At 34.1% G+C, this 15688-nt stretch carries 17 protein-coding genes and 1 tRNA gene; 10 read left to right on the forward strand and 8 right to left on the reverse strand.

Features of this window, described 5'->3' with window-relative positions; all coding sequences use genetic code 11:
• Window positions 1-32 precede the first annotated feature (32 nt).
• Complete coding sequence (locus tag CDA10_RS03635; protein WP_043041484.1) at window positions 33-1280, reverse strand: hypothetical protein; 1248 nt, start codon at window positions 1278-1280, stop codon at window positions 33-35.
• A 95-nt stretch (window positions 1281-1375) separates the two neighbouring features.
• Here CDA10_RS03635 and CDA10_RS03640 point away from each other — a divergent pair, with 95 nt between their 5' ends.
• The 3 genes from CDA10_RS03640 (at window position 1376) to CDA10_RS03650 (ending at window position 4071) form a co-directional block, all read left to right on the forward strand.
• Window positions 1376-1600, forward strand: a complete 225-nt coding sequence (locus CDA10_RS03640; RefSeq protein WP_032027713.1) for a helix-turn-helix transcriptional regulator — start codon at window positions 1376-1378, stop codon at window positions 1598-1600.
• Window positions 1601-1886: 286 nt separating this feature from the next.
• Window positions 1887-2990, forward strand: coding sequence for a YagK/YfjJ domain-containing protein (locus CDA10_RS03645; RefSeq protein ID WP_032027714.1), 1104 nt, complete (start codon window positions 1887-1889; stop codon window positions 2988-2990).
• 73 nt (window positions 2991-3063) lie between these two features.
• Window positions 3064-4071: a hypothetical protein gene (locus CDA10_RS03650; protein WP_032027715.1), complete on the forward strand. Its 1008-nt coding sequence runs from the start codon at window positions 3064-3066 to the stop codon at window positions 4069-4071.
• 32 nt (window positions 4072-4103) lie between these two features.
• Here the strand turns inward: CDA10_RS03650 and CDA10_RS03655 are convergent, their stop codons facing one another.
• Both CDA10_RS03655 and CDA10_RS03660 read right to left on the reverse strand, forming a co-directional pair.
• Window positions 4104-4835, reverse strand: coding sequence for a Fic family protein (locus tag CDA10_RS03655; RefSeq protein WP_032027716.1), 732 nt, complete (start codon window positions 4833-4835; stop codon window positions 4104-4106).
• Between the two features lie 342 nt (window positions 4836-5177).
• The gene (locus tag CDA10_RS03660) at window positions 5178-6128 is read right to left on the reverse strand and encodes a hypothetical protein (protein WP_089604140.1); all 951 of its coding nucleotides are present in this window, start codon (window positions 6126-6128) and stop codon (window positions 5178-5180) included.
• Window positions 6129-6532: 404 nt separating this feature from the next.
• Here CDA10_RS03660 and CDA10_RS03665 point away from each other — a divergent pair, with 404 nt between their 5' ends.
• The 3 genes from CDA10_RS03665 (at window position 6533) to CDA10_RS03670 (ending at window position 7413) form a co-directional block, all read left to right on the forward strand.
• Window positions 6533-6760, forward strand: coding sequence for a hypothetical protein (locus CDA10_RS03665; protein WP_089604141.1), 228 nt, complete (start codon window positions 6533-6535; stop codon window positions 6758-6760).
• Between the two features lie 312 nt (window positions 6761-7072).
• Window positions 7073-7213, forward strand: a complete 141-nt coding sequence (locus CDA10_RS16815; protein WP_157909340.1) for a hypothetical protein — start codon at window positions 7073-7075, stop codon at window positions 7211-7213.
• 124 nt (window positions 7214-7337) lie between these two features.
• Window positions 7338-7413, forward strand: a tRNA-Thr gene (locus CDA10_RS03670).
• Between the two features lie 84 nt (window positions 7414-7497).
• Here CDA10_RS03670 and CDA10_RS03675 read toward each other — a convergent pair.
• From CDA10_RS03675 to CDA10_RS03685, 3 genes are all read right to left on the reverse strand, one after another.
• On the reverse strand, window positions 7498-8319 hold the full coding sequence (locus tag CDA10_RS03675) for an SAM-dependent methyltransferase (RefSeq protein WP_089604142.1): 822 nt from the start codon (window positions 8317-8319) through the stop codon (window positions 7498-7500).
• Window positions 8320-8342: 23 nt separating this feature from the next.
• Window positions 8343-9641, reverse strand: a complete 1299-nt coding sequence (locus CDA10_RS03680; RefSeq protein ID WP_213062844.1) for an FAD-dependent oxidoreductase — start codon at window positions 9639-9641, stop codon at window positions 8343-8345.
• Window positions 9642-10076: 435 nt separating this feature from the next.
• Window positions 10077-10952: a pirin family protein gene (locus CDA10_RS03685; RefSeq protein WP_089604144.1), complete on the reverse strand. Its 876-nt coding sequence runs from the start codon at window positions 10950-10952 to the stop codon at window positions 10077-10079.
• Window positions 10953-11459: 507 nt separating this feature from the next.
• On the opposite strand from CDA10_RS03685, the gene ycaC reads away from it, so the two are divergent.
• Window positions 11460-12086, forward strand: coding sequence for an isochorismate family cysteine hydrolase YcaC (gene ycaC / locus CDA10_RS03690; RefSeq protein ID WP_089604145.1), 627 nt, complete (start codon window positions 11460-11462; stop codon window positions 12084-12086).
• A 145-nt stretch (window positions 12087-12231) separates the two neighbouring features.
• Window positions 12232-13155 (forward strand): LysR substrate-binding domain-containing protein, encoded by a 924-nt coding sequence (locus CDA10_RS03695; protein WP_089604146.1) that lies wholly within the window; start codon window positions 12232-12234, stop codon window positions 13153-13155.
• A gap of 71 nt (window positions 13156-13226) precedes the next feature.
• Here CDA10_RS03695 and ahpC read toward each other — a convergent pair whose 3' ends face one another.
• Window positions 13227-13790 (reverse strand): alkyl hydroperoxide reductase subunit C, encoded by a 564-nt coding sequence (gene ahpC / locus CDA10_RS03700; protein WP_089604147.1) that lies wholly within the window; start codon window positions 13788-13790, stop codon window positions 13227-13229.
• Between the two features lie 219 nt (window positions 13791-14009).
• On the opposite strand from ahpC, the gene CDA10_RS03705 reads away from it, so the two are divergent.
• The gene (locus CDA10_RS03705; protein WP_089604148.1) at window positions 14010-14345 is read left to right on the forward strand and encodes a hypothetical protein; all 336 of its coding nucleotides are present in this window, start codon (window positions 14010-14012) and stop codon (window positions 14343-14345) included.
• Window positions 14346-14392: 47 nt separating this feature from the next.
• On the opposite strand, the gene CDA10_RS03710 is transcribed toward CDA10_RS03705, so the two are convergent.
• Entirely contained in the window at window positions 14393-15034 is a 642-nt protein-coding gene (locus CDA10_RS03710) for a TetR/AcrR family transcriptional regulator (RefSeq protein WP_089604149.1), read from the reverse strand.
• Window positions 15035-15169: 135 nt separating this feature from the next.
• Between CDA10_RS03710 and CDA10_RS03715 the strand changes: the two genes are divergently transcribed.
• On the forward strand, window positions 15170-15634 hold the full coding sequence (locus CDA10_RS03715; RefSeq protein ID WP_089604150.1) for a hotdog fold domain-containing protein: 465 nt from the start codon (window positions 15170-15172) through the stop codon (window positions 15632-15634).
• Window positions 15635-15688 lie beyond the last annotated feature (54 nt).

Here is a 15688-nt window from a genome sequence, read left to right on the forward strand (position 1 = left end):
GAAACACGGCAAAAATGCCGTGTCCCACACTACTAGATCACATCTTTATTTAGCTTATTGGCTTTAATAAAGTCACTTTGATAATCATTTTTCTTAGAACGAATACTTCCATAAGTAATTTTAATTTTAGTATCTTTCTCATTATTTACATTTTTAACACTCACGATAACCGAATGTTGATCAGTTTTTCCTGTCTTTATAATTTCATTTTCATAGCCTCTTTTTCTAAATAAATCACTAACATATTTCATAAAGCTGTCTACACTGTAATCAGGATTTTTTTTGATATAAAATCGATAAAGCAATAAAAACAATGCTGTTGGTAAAGATAAATTTTGTGCCAATAAATAAGGTGAATCTACTTCTTTCTGTAGTGCTGAAAGTGATTTTGAAACACTTACAGTTTGTTTAATTTGGTGCATTAATGTAGATAAATCTGATAAGGTATGACTATCATTTTTCAATAAATTATCTTTATTTTCAATTACTAAATTTATAAAATTAATAGATAATTGCACAGAAAGCTGATTAAACAAATCCACAATATCACTATTTTTGTTGATTGGAACATCAATACTCAAAACAGCTTCTATGTCCCCCATTACTATGTTTTTTTTATTCAAAATTTGATAATTAGGAGGAAATTTAGTAAGGCGATTAAAAGGCAATAAATGCATGATATTTTTTAGTTGCTCAATTAAAAAATTCATATTTAAAGATTTACTGTTCACAACTAGTGAAGTCAAAATATACAAATCAACAAAATAATCTTCCACAGAATAAAGAGAAATTAGCGCACTTAAATTATATTTCCTCACCAGTTCTTCAATTTTGTACATCTCTCCTTTTCTTGACAAATGATTATAGAATTTTAAATAGAAAGCCTTTTCCACGCTTTCATCTGTTCTGAAATATTTAACGCTTGGTCGATATTTATAATCATCAGAACACTGTATTTTCCACCACCCATAGCACAATAACTCATAAATCATTGCATCATAAGGATGCCTATTCAAAAAAATTGAATGGTGAGTTTCAGAATCTTCAACATATCTTTCAAAAATTTGAGCGAATGAAAGCGTTGATGAAATTAAAACACTAATTTCCTGATTTATCTTCACAAAATCTTTGTAGCCGTATAAGGCATTGTCTTCAAGATGATTTTTTTCAAATTCATTTAAGATCAATATTTTTAATCTAGAAAGCAAAAAATCTTTAAGGACAGGTACTATTTTTTCATCAATAGCACTCTGCATCGTCTGTGATATTTCAAGTTTCATATATGCAATCAGAATAGTGTGGAGCTCTTTTTATGACAATACACCTTTAGGACGACACAATACTTACATGGATTCAAAAAGAGGAGGAAAAATCCATGCCATCAAATATACATCAAGATATTGAAATATATCGATTACCAAAAGTCACCGAATTTACAGGCGTAAGTCGTTCAGTCATATATGAAAAGATAAACGAAAAATCGAAAAGTTACGATCCGTACTTTCCCAAACCCATCAAACTCAGTTCCAATGCAGTAGGTTGGTTTAAGCATGAATTAGTTGATTGGCTTGAGTTTAAAGCTAAGCAACGTACCTGCTAACTTTCCAAATCGACTTTCAACTGCGAAGGTCGATATTTCTGAAAAATAGATGAAATGGATTGTCGGAATTATGGTCCTCATATTTTTCAATAATTTAGGATTTTATATTTAATTAATAAGTAATAATAATCAATATATGATATTGATAAATAATACTTTTAATTAGATTTATTATTCATTCAACAACTCTTCTAAAACCTACATCAAATATATCACGACTCATACCAAGGCTATCCATGCCTTGGTAGGGATTCACTTACTTAAAATTTACCTAAAAGAGCATTATATGAACACAGACCTAAACCCATATCTCATAACTCAAAATGAAAAAAAAGTAACGATGGATGTTGAACCAATTACGGATCATGCTGAACCTAAAGAATTTAATGAGGAAGAGGCTTACAAGCAAATTGAGTTCATTTGTCTCGTACACCACGTAAAGAAGAGTGGTAATAATCCTGTCTATCGTATTCATTTAAAAAGACAAGATACATTTGTTATTGTACTTAAAAACATTCATGATTCACTTAACCGTATTGATCCTTTCTATATGGAAGATGACACATGTACAAGTCCCGAAGCGGACTTATGTCGAAAAATATTCAGAGCTGTTCTACCACAACATATCCTTGCTGATCGTCAAACTGACTTTTGGCATAAAAGTCAAAGTGATCTAGTCGCTATTGCACCTCAACAATTTGTATTTAAAGCTGAATTGATCAATGTACTGTGCCATCAACTGAGCTATGCCATAGCGAATGATGAAGACTACAAAAAAGCGCAGCAATTACGCCATGCGAAAAGCTTAAACCAAAGACTGAAAGCCAAACAGCTTATTCGAAAATTGATTCATAAGTTCAGTAAATTATTGGTAATCAGAATTGATTTTGCAATTTATCGAGAATTTAAAATCACACTTGAGCTTCTAAAAAATTACCTGAGAATGTTCATTAAACAACTCCATACCCCAAATAATGCAGTTCCCCCAATTGTCGGTTTTATTTGGAAATTAGAATATGGGATTCAAAAGGGCTATCACTATCATTTTATCTTTTTTATGGATGGCAATATCTATAAGCAAGATACCTACTTTGCGGATCTACTTGGCAAATTATGGAAAAATATTACCCAGAACAAAGGGTCTTACCATAGCTGCAATCACGATAAGGCTTTTTATCAAAAACTTGCAATTGGGACACTTGTGCATAATGATCAGGAAAAAATTGACGCACTAGACCAGTTAGTTGTCAACTACCTCACTAAAACCAGTCAATTCATCATCGAAAAGAGTCAAGTCAAACAACGGACTTTTGGCTATAGCACTCGCAACCTTGAAAGAAGCAATGTTGGAAGACCCCGTAAGCTTCTCCTAGAGACCATAGTAACTTAATTCAAAATATTCAAATCATGCTCTCAGTCAGCCTTAGAGAGCATTGCTTCCCTATTTAAAAAACGAGATTACAATGAACATGTCAATGCAACCTACCAATACGACAGAAAGCATCAATCTACCTTATTTTTGTATGGGTGAGTTCAACCTATTCAATATGCAAAGCGTTTCGGAAATCGCTACGAATCCGAGTTATTTGCCTTTCAAGGAAAAATTTAAAAAAATCAGTCGAATCTCTACTCAATACTATGTCAGTAATACTCCGCATACAGATCATGTATTTGAACTACTACTGAGCTTTCAACCAATTAATGTTCAATTACGAGAACACTCACTATTCAAAATCAGTCAAAGTGTAAAGGCTGTGCATCAGGCATATGTAAATTTGGGCTACAATTCGGATGGACCTATTAATCCAATGCTGCTACACAATGAATACTATGTTGAGCAGATAAAACCTGTTGTAGATACATTCATATATGAATTGAAAAAGCATTCAACCAGTAAAAATGCAATCGCTGATCGTGATAAGCGTATTGCATTAATCAAAGAAATACGTAAAGAAAATGTACCTGTGATGAAAAAGTTATTCAAAACTCATCAACAATTTAATCTAAATCATTTTACTTATGTGTTCCACATGAATGAGCATGAACTGTTTAAAGCAAATAAATCTGTGGAAAATGCTTTGACCCAAAAAATGCGCAGCATCATCAATCAGTTTCATGAAAAACATCAATCAGAAATTTTAGCATTATTTTTTTGTATACAACGTGATTTATCTGATAACTATGTCTTAAATGTGTATTGTGCGACAGAGCAAGAATGCCAGCCTCTATCAATGAAAGATTGCATCAACTTTCGTGATAATGGCACTCTTAATTTTGCACCACTTTCGAAGATCACCATGAGTATTTTTGAATTTCAAAATTCAATGAATATTCAAGGTGTAGACGGTATAAATGAAAAGATATGGAAAGTCATTTTTGGACAACAAGTTGAAAAATACAAATATGTCTATTATGAATCTGAATTCGTATCACCAAAATTCATCTACCTAGAGTGTGATAGCAAAAATTGACGAGGAAGGGCTTTTGCCCTTCTTTTACTTTCCTAGATTCCTAAAACTGTTTGATATGGCTTGAATCCCTCCAATACAACAGCAGCAACTAAGTTATTAAATGGCTCACTATTGCCATACGCCATCCATTGATCCAGAGCCTCATAGTAGGCTAAACGATTTTCGACAGTAATCACACTTGGTGGATATCCTGCTTTCATCAATTCAAGATTCATCAACAATCGAGATGTACGTCCATTCCCATCCACAAAAGGATGGATACCCACAAAATCAGCATGAACTTTGGCTGCTCGCTCAATTGGATGCAATGTATGAGCTTCCATGTTATACCAATCTATAAAATGAGCCATCTTGTCATTGAGCAATGTGTGATCTGGAGGAGTGGTGGTAGCACCTGAGATTAAGACATTTTGCTGACGATATCGTCCTGCATTCTCATCATCAATATTTTTTAAAATCAATTGATGAATATTACGAATTTGCCACTCTGAAAACGGTTCTTGTTTTTTAATAATATCTTCAACGTACAAAATTGCATCACGATGATTAATCGCTTCAAAATGCTCCCTTAACGCCTTCCCACCTACTGTAATCCCCTCTAGAACAACTTTAGTTTCTAATAAGGTTAAGGTATTACCTTCGATCGCATTCGAGTGATAAGTCCAGCGTAGGATCAAGTCTTCATGTAGATTTTTAACAATTGCAGGTGAAAGAGGTCGATGCTGATCTAATTTAGCTTTTAAATCATCAATGATCTCAAACATGGTTTATCTCTACAGATGAAATCAAATGATCATACATGAAAAATTCATAGCAATGAAATCTGACAGCTACAGCATCACATTGATGTATAATAAGAATGGTTCTTCAAATGCTAATCTAAATTTTTTATAGTCTGGGGGACGATTGGGGGATCAAATAAAATTAATTATTTTTTATTTAAATATTATCAATTATTTAGGCTTCAAATGTGATTCCCTCTCTCGCCAAGATTATGTTTTCAAAAATTACCGTTCATTTCAAAAGGCTTAAACCATAAGGGTTTAAGCCTTTTTTATTGTTATCATCTGTCCCAATCTAGATGACATGCTTAAAGTGCATGAAAATTAATCATCAATACTCCTCATTCGCTCCACAATAATGTATTCATTTGGAATGACGATCTGCTTTTCAATATTTTTAAGTTTATAAGAGACTAAAGTATTTTTACCAATACCCTGAAATAACACTTTTGCATCCTTAAAAATATAGGTTTGCTGCTGTTTTAACTCATGAGTTGAAGTCTTTGGTAAATCAATTAAATTGGCATAAGGCGCTTTAATATATAAGGTTGGTTTTTCTATTCTTACACCTGTTTTTTGCATCGTAAAATCTAAAAAAACTTTACCAATATCTCCAATAAAGTACATGGGAACGAGTGGTGTCAGAATAAGAAAAAGTGCGATTTGTATGCTGTCTTTAATATGAATTTCTAATCGCTTCAATTTGGCTCTTGCAAACATTTTAAGATTTTCACTCGCATCAGGATCATCAATAATATCTTTTAGATTTTCAAACTTATTATTGAATTCTTTGATCTTCTGTCGATTTAGGTAAAAAGCATAATAAAACAAGGAAATAAAACTTGCTGTAATAACAACATAAAGGCTAATTTTCCAATCTAACAATAATAAGCCACGTATAGTATATAAAAGATATAGGGATGCAGCTAATGTGATTATACTGACCTTTGGAAATGGAAGCTTTTTTCCAATTCTTATATGAGGTGGTAAATATTTATCAAGCGTACTAAAGATTAGGTACACCACTGGCATTAAAGAGATACCAAAGAAAAATAGCACCATACTTAATCCAGCGTAGACTATAGAACAGGCAGCAAAAATCAGTAAAAAAATGAGTGTATCGCCAAAGCTAATTTCTGAAGGGATATAACCAATTGTTAGGAGATAAGCAACCAAGCATAATATTCCTATCGCAATAATGGCTTTTATGGTTGTCAGAGCCAACTCATGCCACTGACTAAAATTATTTAAAAATCTTGTTGTTAAGTCATTCATTCACAATCTAGCCAAGTTTTTATAATGCGATTTAAAAATAACTCATTCTAAATACATGCGTAAATAGTTATAGATAATATTCTAAAGCTGTTTTACTGTACTTGAGTCTTGTTAAAAATAAAACTATTCTTCCAGCTCAAACTCTTTATCCAATCATTCTTTTACTTTTTGAAGCAAATAGATACATAACACCCTATATAAAAATGCACATCACTGTTTCAATTCTTATTTTCCTGAATTAGTATCAAATCATAAAACTTCTAGTGTATTCTAAGGGGGTCATAAAAATTTAAAAATAAATATCATATAGATGCAATATTCCTTAACGATAATCAAAGTACCTAATGTAACTCAGTAGCAACTCAAGCAAGTGAATAACATAAAACTGATATTCGGGAGTGATGATGAATACCAGCACTAATTATGTAAGACAAGTTAAAAATGCTAAACGTGGTGGATACACCGCAACAATTGCCAAAGATGTAAATAAACATAAAATTCAAAAAGCGATTCGATTGATAGAACAATGGAGAACTCTCGCAAACGAATTAAAACCTCAAATGCAAATTGATATGGCAATGACTTTAGAAGAATGTGCACAAGATTTAGATCATATTTTAAGGAGCAAATAAGTCTATATTTTTTCTATATCTGATTTATTAACTCACTTCACTAAAAACGGCATAAGGCTTATCAACTATAAGCCTTATCAATTGCAATTTTTTCTATCGTTTTCTACTTTATAAAATTGTTTAATATCGTAATTTTATTTAAGAGATTAATCGGTTTTAAACTGTGTTTTATCGCTATTTTAAAACTATGATCTGCAGGATAAAACCCTATCAAAAATAATATTTTTCAACTGAATGAGCGTCTACGTATTTACAAATAAGGTCAACTTTGATAAAAATAATGCATACCAATTCATACTAAGAAGAAATATTATGAAGGGATTACAACTCATTATATGTTGTACTTTATTAATTGCGAATGCTGTTGTATTTTCAACCTCTAGTTTTGCAAAAAGCTCTACAACTCAATCCATCAAACAAGCGGTGATTCACTTACTTGAAATTAAAATGTGATTAAAGAATGTTTAGAATTAAACGCTTCACCCCCTGCTAAATAGCTATAAATATTAAAGATGATTCAACTGTTTATTTTTTGGCTTGCAATCTTACAAATATTCTGTAAAATTCACGCCAAGTCGCCGGCATAGCTCAGTTGGTAGAGCAACTGACTTGTAATCAGTAGGTCCACAGTTCGAATCCGTGTGCCGGCACCACTTATACTTAGCCTCGCTTTTTAGTGAGACTTTGTTATTTTTGCGATATCATTTTAGATATTGAATTTTAGAAATATAAAAAACCTATTTATCTTTTCGTGCACTTATTTGCACATATCTTACAATCCCATCCTCAAATAAAGTCCGGCATAGTTTTGCTGTCATTTGAATCTTGAAATGATCCATTCCACGCTGTTGTAAGTTCAATAATTGTTTTGAAATATAATGACTGAAACCCTGCAAAACCTGTTCTGAAATATCTTGGATATGAACTGCACCAAAACCCTGTTGTTGTAATTGTTGCTGTATTTGAACTTGCTTCTTTAAATGATCAAAATTCACATCTGCTGCTTTTAAAAGCCAAGCATATTTTAATTTTTTTTGGAAACTGAGCACCTGTTCTGAAAGTATTAAATAATGAAATCCCAAGCGCCCCTTATGATTTAAAACTGAATTTGCAGAATTTAAAAATAAATTCAAATCACTGTGATAAGCAGCATCAATACACATCACCACATCAAACCGATTTTTAAAAGAAATCTGTTGTAAGTCCAAAAAAGATTGGCAATGAATCGCATTCAATTGAATATGTTGCTGAATTTTATTGACACAGTTTTGTTGCAGCTCTACGGCTTCTAAATCTTGAATCTGATAATGTTCTAGCCAATATTTTAAACTTGCACCTTGTCCACAACCTAAATCCAAAACACGGTCTTGAGATTGCAACTGAACAGCTTGTGCAAGATGTTCAGCCAGTTGTTGACACGCTACTGTATAGGATGATGTTGCATCATCCCAGTAGCCTAAATTAGTCCAAGCACATTCAGTGTCATCTCCCAATAATTCTGCATTGATTGCATATTTATGCTGTGGGAATTTATTTTGAATTGCTTGTAACCATTTCATTTCAAATTATGAACCCTTTAGGTTTAGTAGCCCAATTGCGGTGCTACTTCTACTTTAGGTTTTAATCCTACAAATGGCAATGGTGCACCAAAAATCTCTGCAATGTGCATTGCTGAAGTGACTGCTGACTCTAAAATAGGTAAGCCATCACATGACCACGATCCGCAATAAAATACTTTACGATCAGGCGTTTTGTGGCGTTGTTGTAGCTCTTTATTGAGTGCGACTGTTTCAATATCCACCACGGCACGAGTCAGCGTCACCGTTGAAATTACTTTCTTCGGATCAATTTCAGTCACAGGACGCCATGTTTGAAATACGGGTGATTTTCCAACTAAACTGGGTTCAATCGAATTCAGCCAAACCGTAAACTGCTGTTTGGTAAATTTGCGATCCATCATATAGCTGAGAACACTCCAATCTTTACGGTTGGGTGGCATAACAGTTGGATCTGTATGCATCACTAATTCACCTTGCTCAAACTTAAATTTTTTCAAGAGCGCAATGTCATCAGCAAACTGCTCTGCATTTAAAAATTCTTCTAATTTGTTGGTTGGGGTTGCGACAACAACACGATCAAATTGAAATTTTTCACCTTGAACATTTTCAACAAGCACATGATCCGCTTGCTCTTCAACATTGGTAATTTCAGAACCGCTATGTATATCAATCCCTTCAACTAATTTATCAACAAATGCTGGCGTTCCACCATGTAGACGCAATAAAGCATCTCCATCGGTTAATTGCTTTAGGAAAATCAGTAAAGGTTTTGCTGGCCATTCACCAATCGTTTTAGGGTCGCATGTACAAATCGTATAAAGCACTGGCATGACAGCACCATGCCAAAATACCTCTTCTATTTCATTTTGATTGATAAAATCTGCAAGGGTAATATCTTGATTTTTAGATTTAAAAAATTGATGAATTGCCGTTTTGAGTTGCAACATTCCTTTCACTAAACGCCAACCGTACTGCTTAATCCCTTTACGATTATTAATAATGGGGAAGTTACCAATACGTGTCCGTGATGTTGTTAGCCAAGTTTCTGTTTTATCTTCAAATAGCCAGCTACATGCCATAAAGGTACGTACAGGAAATGTTTTAATCCCTAAATGCGTCGCTAGACTTAGGGTATTTTTCCATAAATGTTGATTCATCACACGTAAAGGTGCATCTATCAAACCACCTTCAAATTCAATGCTATGGCTATCCATACCACGACCAGGTAAAGCCTCAAAGATCGTAATTGTATGACCTGCATCTTTAAGAATTCTTGCGGTAGCGAGCCCAGCCATGCCGCTTCCAATGACTGCAATATTCAAAGTTATTATCCGTAAGTTCCCATTTTTTTTATTATGAGCCATGCACTATAGAATGCAGCTATTAAAAAGTTCCAGTTTTCTGCTTTTTTACAAAATTTCACTCACAAAATATGGTTTTTGATAAAACGAAGAGAATACTTATCGAAATAATTTTATATTTTTCATGTATTTATAAAATATTTATTAAAAACAAATAGATAATTTAACTATTTTTTAAAATTTTATTTACAAGTCTAATATTTTTATTTATCATAGGTAGCATAAAAACGAAAACTAAATCACAATTACAATCAACATAAGTACTTACTACAGTAAAATGAATAAAAGAAAATACAGCGCAAAAAGGATCTCTACTGTGTGGGTAGAGATCCTCTTTTTTTATCTAAACATTTATCTTTAAAATAAAAAATCGGGTCAAAAGCCCCGATTTCTTGATTATGCTTCTACAGCGATTACACCAAATTTACCTTGATTGAAATCATTAAACGCTTGAGTAATTTCATCTTTAGTATTCATCACAAATGGGCCATAACCTTGGATTGGTTCATTCAGTGGCTTACCTGTTAATACCAAGAATTTAGCATCTTGGACAGCCGAAACCTGAATATGTGCCTCACCATCATTGCCAAAAATAACAATCGAGTTATCTTTTACAGATTGTGTTCCATTGATCAGTACCTCACCCTCTAAAACAGCCACTAGGGTATTGTGATCAACAGGCACATGAAAATGTGTTTCATGCTCTGCTTTTAACACACCATCCCACACATTGACTGGGCTAAAAGTGGTCGCTGGGCCTGCTTGTTCAGCAAAGTTACCTGCAATCACTCTTAAATGCCCTGCATTATTTTCAAACTCAATCACTGGAATATCAGTTGCATCAATCGCTTGATATTTTGGTGTCGTCATTTTGTCTGCTGAAGGTAGATTGACCCAAAGCTGTACCATTTCAAATAAACCACCTTTTTCAGCAAAGTCATGTGAGTGGAACTCTTCATGCATCAGACCTGAACCCGCAGTCATCCATTGCACATCACCTGTTTTGATCGTTCCGCCACCACCATGAGAGTCTTTGTGTGTTACCTCACCATGATAAGCAATGGTTACGGTTTCAAAACCACGATGTGGATGTGAACCTACACCATGTTGTGCCGTAGTAGAATCAAAATGATACGGTGCAGCGTAGTCCAAAAGTAAAAATGGACTAATGGCTTGACCCAAACGATCATAAGAAAACAAATTTTTTACAGGGAAACCATCGCCAACCCAATGCATATTTTGATTGCGATAAACGCCGATAATTCTTTTCATCTTAAAGCTCCTATCTCTAGGGAGTAATATGAGTGCAAGATAATCTTTTTAAAGGATAAGATCAGTATTGATATTAATACTCAGCTTCCTATATTTGAGATAATCATAGCGATATGAATTAAAATCAATCCCAAAATAAAGACAATATTTAAATTAAAAGAATATATTTTTAATATTAGATATCTTGTAAATGTCAGAAAAAGATCAAAAAATAATATTAAAAGTCCCTTCGCCCTTTGGGATCAACGTTATTACACGCAAGAGGATGAGGAAGATTTATCATATGAATCCTCTCCTTTTAAAGGAGAGGAAACTTTCATTATAAATAAATATTCATCACAGCCCGACTTACGCAAAAAGCTAACTATCCCATTTTCAAGATAATTAATCCTATTTTATAGACTTAACAACACACAGAAATATTTTTATGATCGATTGTATTCAGTAAATTTTGTTACTGATTTACTTGAAATAATTGATTTAAAATCACTTTCTGAGGATAGAAAAATGGGAAAAAAATACGTTCGTTTAGACAAAGACAATGCAGCGGTTTTACTGGTTGATCACCAAGCAGGATTGCTTTCATTAGTACGTGATATTGATCCTGATAAATTTAAAAATAATGTATTGGCTGTTGCAGCTGCCGCAAAATATTTTAATTTGCCAACTATTCTAACCACCAGTTTTGAAAATGGCCCGAATGGCCCACTCGTTCCTGAACTGAAAGAAATGTTTCCAGACGCGCCATTCATTCCCCGCCCAGGTCAAATCAATGCATGGGGCAATGAAGATTTCGTAAAAGCGGTTAAAGCAACAGGCAAAAAACAACTGATTATTGCAGGTGTAGTGACTGAAGTCTGTGTCGCTTTCCCTGCACTTTCAGCACTAGAAGAAGATTTTGAAGTCTTTGTGATTACCGATGCTTCAGGAACTTTTAATGCTTTAACACGTGATTCAGCTTTAGATCGTGTTTCAAGTGCAGGTGCTCAATTGATGACATGGTTTGGCATGGCTTGCGAATTACATCGCGATTGGCGTAATGATATTGAAGGTTTAGGTGCACTATTTTCAAACCATATTCCTGATTATCGTAATCTCATCACAAGCTTCAATGCGAATACTTCGCAAAAGTAAGTGATTAATTCATATAGATAATATGCAGATCAGTCAATCAAATTATTGAATTGACTGATCTTTGTATTTGTATATATTTCTATTTGATCCATCCTACATCTTTTCAATTATGCTATTTTGTAATGATCTAAATTTAGGATAATTTATGCATTCATTTGATGATTATTTTTACTTCTATTTGGTGGTCAAACACGGCGGGTTTAGTGCTGCAAGTGAGGCGAGTAATATCACAAAATCTAAACTGAGCCGACGTATTTTAGAATTAGAAAATAAATTTAATATTCGTCTTATCGAACGATCTACGCGTCATTTTAAAGTCACGTCATTAGGGCAGGAATTTTACGAAGCGTGTTGTAAGGTAATCGCCGAAGTTGAATGCGCTGAAAATGTATTATTGCGTCAAAAAAGTGAGCCTCAAGGCTTGATCAAAATCAGTTGCCCAACAGTGATGATGCATTTTCAAATTCGAAGCTTACTCAATCAATTTTTAAAAAATTATCCTAAAGTTGAGATTGAACTGGAGTTGACCAGTCGCCGTGTCGACCTGATTCATGATGATGTCGATTTAGCGATACGTACCAATTTTCAAAGCAATGAAGATTCTAATTTAATTGTACGGGATGTGATTAAAACCGTGCATTGCTTAGTTGCAAGCCCTGCATTATTAATGAACAAAAAGATTGAATATTTTCCAGAATTACATGCGTTTCCAAGTATTGTACTGGGCACACAAAAACAGCAATATGCTTGGCATTTATCTCATATTCAACATAATGAAGAAGTGAATATTCCACTAACACCCCGTATTAAATGCAATGACCTTGCTGGGGTCTATTATGCTGTGAAAGATGGTTTAGGGATTGCAGATTTACCTTACTTGTCCGTAGAAGAAGATATTAAAAAGGGTGATTTAATTCATATCTTACCCGAATGGTGTTCCAATATGGGGACGGTGCAGTTGGTCTATGCATCACGTAAAGGGCAACGTTTAGCCATGGAAAAATTGATTGATACACTGGTTGAAGGACTACGCAGCTTAGCCGATCATCATTCAGGTTATGTGATGTAAGCGCCGATAAAAAAATCCAGAAGCTGCGTTCTGGATTTTTACAAACTTTGATCAAAATTATTGACGAAAAATTAAATCTTTCCAATCAAATCGATTGATGGTGCAAGTGTTGCATCACCTTCTTTCCATTTTGCAGGGCAAACTTCGCCTGGGTGTGCATGTACATATTGTGCTGCTTTGACTTTACGAAGAAGTTCTTGTGCATCACGGCCCACACCACCAGCATTGATTTCAATGATTTGAATTTTTCCTTCAGGATCAATCACAAAAGTACCACGATCTGCCAAGCCTTCAGCTTCAATAAGGACTTCAAAGTTTTTAGCCAATGTCCAAGTTGGATCGCCAATCATTGGATATTGAATTTTTTTAATTTCCTCAGAATGGTCATGCCAAGCTTTATGCGTAAAGTGTGTATCGGTAGAAACAGAATAAATCTCAACACCCATTTTTTGGAATTCAGCATAGTTATCCGCTAAATCGCCTAATTCTGTTGGACAGACAAAAGTAAAATCTGCAGGGTAGAAAAACACAACCGACCATTTACCAAAGAAATCTTTTTCAGAGACTTCAATAAATTCACCATTTTTATATGCAGTTGCGTTAAACGTTTTAACTTCTGTATTGATCAAACTCATCGGGTATTCCTTCAATTCGTTTCAGGGATTGCTTATCTGTGAAGCCACTATACGAAGCAAACTTGTATTGGTAAAACAGTAGTTTTTTATTAATATAATCGAAAAATTAGATTCAATATTTCAATTTAAAACTACGCTGCTATCGAAAAACTCTATTTCAAATTCTCTTGACCTCTACCGACTTGTTCTGTAGATTTTCTTTTTGAGTGGATTTTAAAAATGATTTTTCCAACACTTCTGAAGCAATTCCAAAACCTTTCTAATGGTAGCGATGCTTTCAAGCAACTCAAAAATCAGTGTGAAACACAGATTTTAAATACTGGTAATGACTTAGAAAAAAGTACGCTTTTCCTTATTTATGGTTTTGCCAAAAACTATGTTTTACTCTATGAAGATCAGGCTGTGACAGCTGAATTTTCTGCGGCTGCTAAAACGCAGCTATTGGGCTATATGCAACAGCTCAATCAAGCCATTGAAACGGGTGATAAAACACTGATTCTCGACAGTTTGAATCAAGTGACTGCTGACTATATGCAAAGTTCACGCGTTTTCTAAATATGATTGCCACGTTTAAAATACAATGTATCAACTCAAACAAGGCGTTATTTCGCCTTGTTTTCACTGTCAGCCATGCAACTGATGCTATACCAAGCGGTTTGCGACAAAGTTTGCTTATAAATCATAGGTGAAGTACTTACTTTGCCTGAAAGCCATGCGCGGCAATAACTTTCTGTTGCACCAATGACCAACGATAACAGCAATTCATAGGGTATATTTTGAAGAAAGACAGAGTTTGATTGTTGCTTCATCCAAGTCAATAAATGCTGATTTCTCTGATGATTTTTTTGTTTTAATTCAGAAACATCATCACTTTTTGTAAGGATAAAATTTGCAGCATATAAAAACCGTGCAAAATCTGGAAAGTCCACGACCCAATCGATATAGCTGGCTACAATTGCTTCCACACCCTGTTGTAAAGACTGCACAGACTGCAAAGCATGTTCACGGCGCTGAGCTTGATCTTGCAAAGCAGATAAATACAATGCCCGAACAATTCCTTCTTTATTCTTAAAATGATGATAAATCGCACCGATACTGGTATTCGCACGATCACGAATTATTTCAATCGTTGTAGATTCAATCCCATCATTGAGAAAGCAAAACAGTGCTTCATTTAAAATAATACGTTTCAGTTCAGCACGACGACCACTATAAATTCTCTCTAATAAAACTAAATTATCCATTCAAAAACCTATTGCTGATTCATCCTAAAATGATGATATTGACCATCTCATCTAAAAAATTCGTTTGCTTGACCAATAACAGAATATTATTCTGTATTAGAATTATATTCTGTTTAAACACATTAGGAAAGAAAAATGAGCCAAGCACTCAAACTATGGAACAGCTTTAAAAATAAGCCTGCTGGAAAATGGACATATTCAAAATTATTGTGTCTAAAAGCACCTTATTTCAGTAGTATTTCTCCTGTATTTGAGGAACTTAGACCGAATTATTGTGAAATCAAAATTAAAAAACATCGTGCTGTTTTAAACCATATTGGCACTGTTCATGCGATTGCCATGTGTAATATGGCTGAACTAGCTGGTGGAACCATGACAGATGCGACCGTTCCCTCGACACATCGCTGGATTCCAAAAGGCATGACGGTAGAATATCTAAAAAAGGCTGAAACTGATTTAGTTGCTATTGCCAAGCCTGCTGAGGAAAATTTTAAATGGAGCCACGGTAGTGATTATCTCGTGAATGTTGAAGTACGAGATACAGCGAATAATATCGTTTTTAAGGCTGTGATCACGATGTGGGTTTCAGCTAAGAAATAATCCACAACAAATAAAAAACCCTCTTTAAAAAGAGGGTTGGGATGATGATTGATC

Source organism: Acinetobacter piscicola (assembly GCF_002233755.1).
GTDB classification, from domain to species: domain Bacteria; phylum Pseudomonadota; class Gammaproteobacteria; order Pseudomonadales; family Moraxellaceae; genus Acinetobacter; species Acinetobacter piscicola.

Bases quoted from the DNA above. Each gene is read 5' to 3' on its own strand.
- CDA10_RS03635 (WP_043041484.1), bottom strand. From the start codon at position 1,280: ATGAAACTTGAAATATCACAGACGATGCAGAGTGCTATTGATGAAAAA.
- CDA10_RS03640 (WP_032027713.1), top strand. From the start codon at position 1,376: ATGCCATCAAATATACATCAAGATATTGAAATATATCGATTACCAAAA.
- CDA10_RS03645 (WP_032027714.1), top strand. From the start codon at position 1,887: ATGAACACAGACCTAAACCCATATCTCATAACTCAAAATGAAAAAAAA.
- CDA10_RS03650 (WP_032027715.1), top strand. From the start codon at position 3,064: ATGAACATGTCAATGCAACCTACCAATACGACAGAAAGCATCAATCTA.
- CDA10_RS03655 (WP_032027716.1), bottom strand. From the start codon at position 4,835: ATGTTTGAGATCATTGATGATTTAAAAGCTAAATTAGATCAGCATCGA.
- CDA10_RS03660 (WP_089604140.1), bottom strand. From the start codon at position 6,128: ATGAATGACTTAACAACAAGATTTTTAAATAATTTTAGTCAGTGGCAT.
- CDA10_RS03665 (WP_089604141.1), top strand. From the start codon at position 6,533: ATGAATACCAGCACTAATTATGTAAGACAAGTTAAAAATGCTAAACGT.
- CDA10_RS16815 (WP_157909340.1), top strand. From the start codon at position 7,073: ATGAAGGGATTACAACTCATTATATGTTGTACTTTATTAATTGCGAAT.
- CDA10_RS03675 (WP_089604142.1), bottom strand. From the start codon at position 8,319: ATGAAATGGTTACAAGCAATTCAAAATAAATTCCCACAGCATAAATAT.
- CDA10_RS03685 (WP_089604144.1), bottom strand. From the start codon at position 10,952: ATGAAAAGAATTATCGGCGTTTATCGCAATCAAAATATGCATTGGGTT.
- ycaC (WP_089604145.1), top strand. From the start codon at position 11,460: ATGGGAAAAAAATACGTTCGTTTAGACAAAGACAATGCAGCGGTTTTA.
- CDA10_RS03695 (WP_089604146.1), top strand. From the start codon at position 12,232: ATGCATTCATTTGATGATTATTTTTACTTCTATTTGGTGGTCAAACAC.
- ahpC (WP_089604147.1), bottom strand. From the start codon at position 13,790: ATGAGTTTGATCAATACAGAAGTTAAAACGTTTAACGCAACTGCATAT.
- CDA10_RS03705 (WP_089604148.1), top strand. From the start codon at position 14,010: ATGATTTTTCCAACACTTCTGAAGCAATTCCAAAACCTTTCTAATGGT.
- CDA10_RS03710 (WP_089604149.1), bottom strand. From the start codon at position 15,034: ATGGATAATTTAGTTTTATTAGAGAGAATTTATAGTGGTCGTCGTGCT.
- CDA10_RS03715 (WP_089604150.1), top strand. From the start codon at position 15,170: ATGAGCCAAGCACTCAAACTATGGAACAGCTTTAAAAATAAGCCTGCT.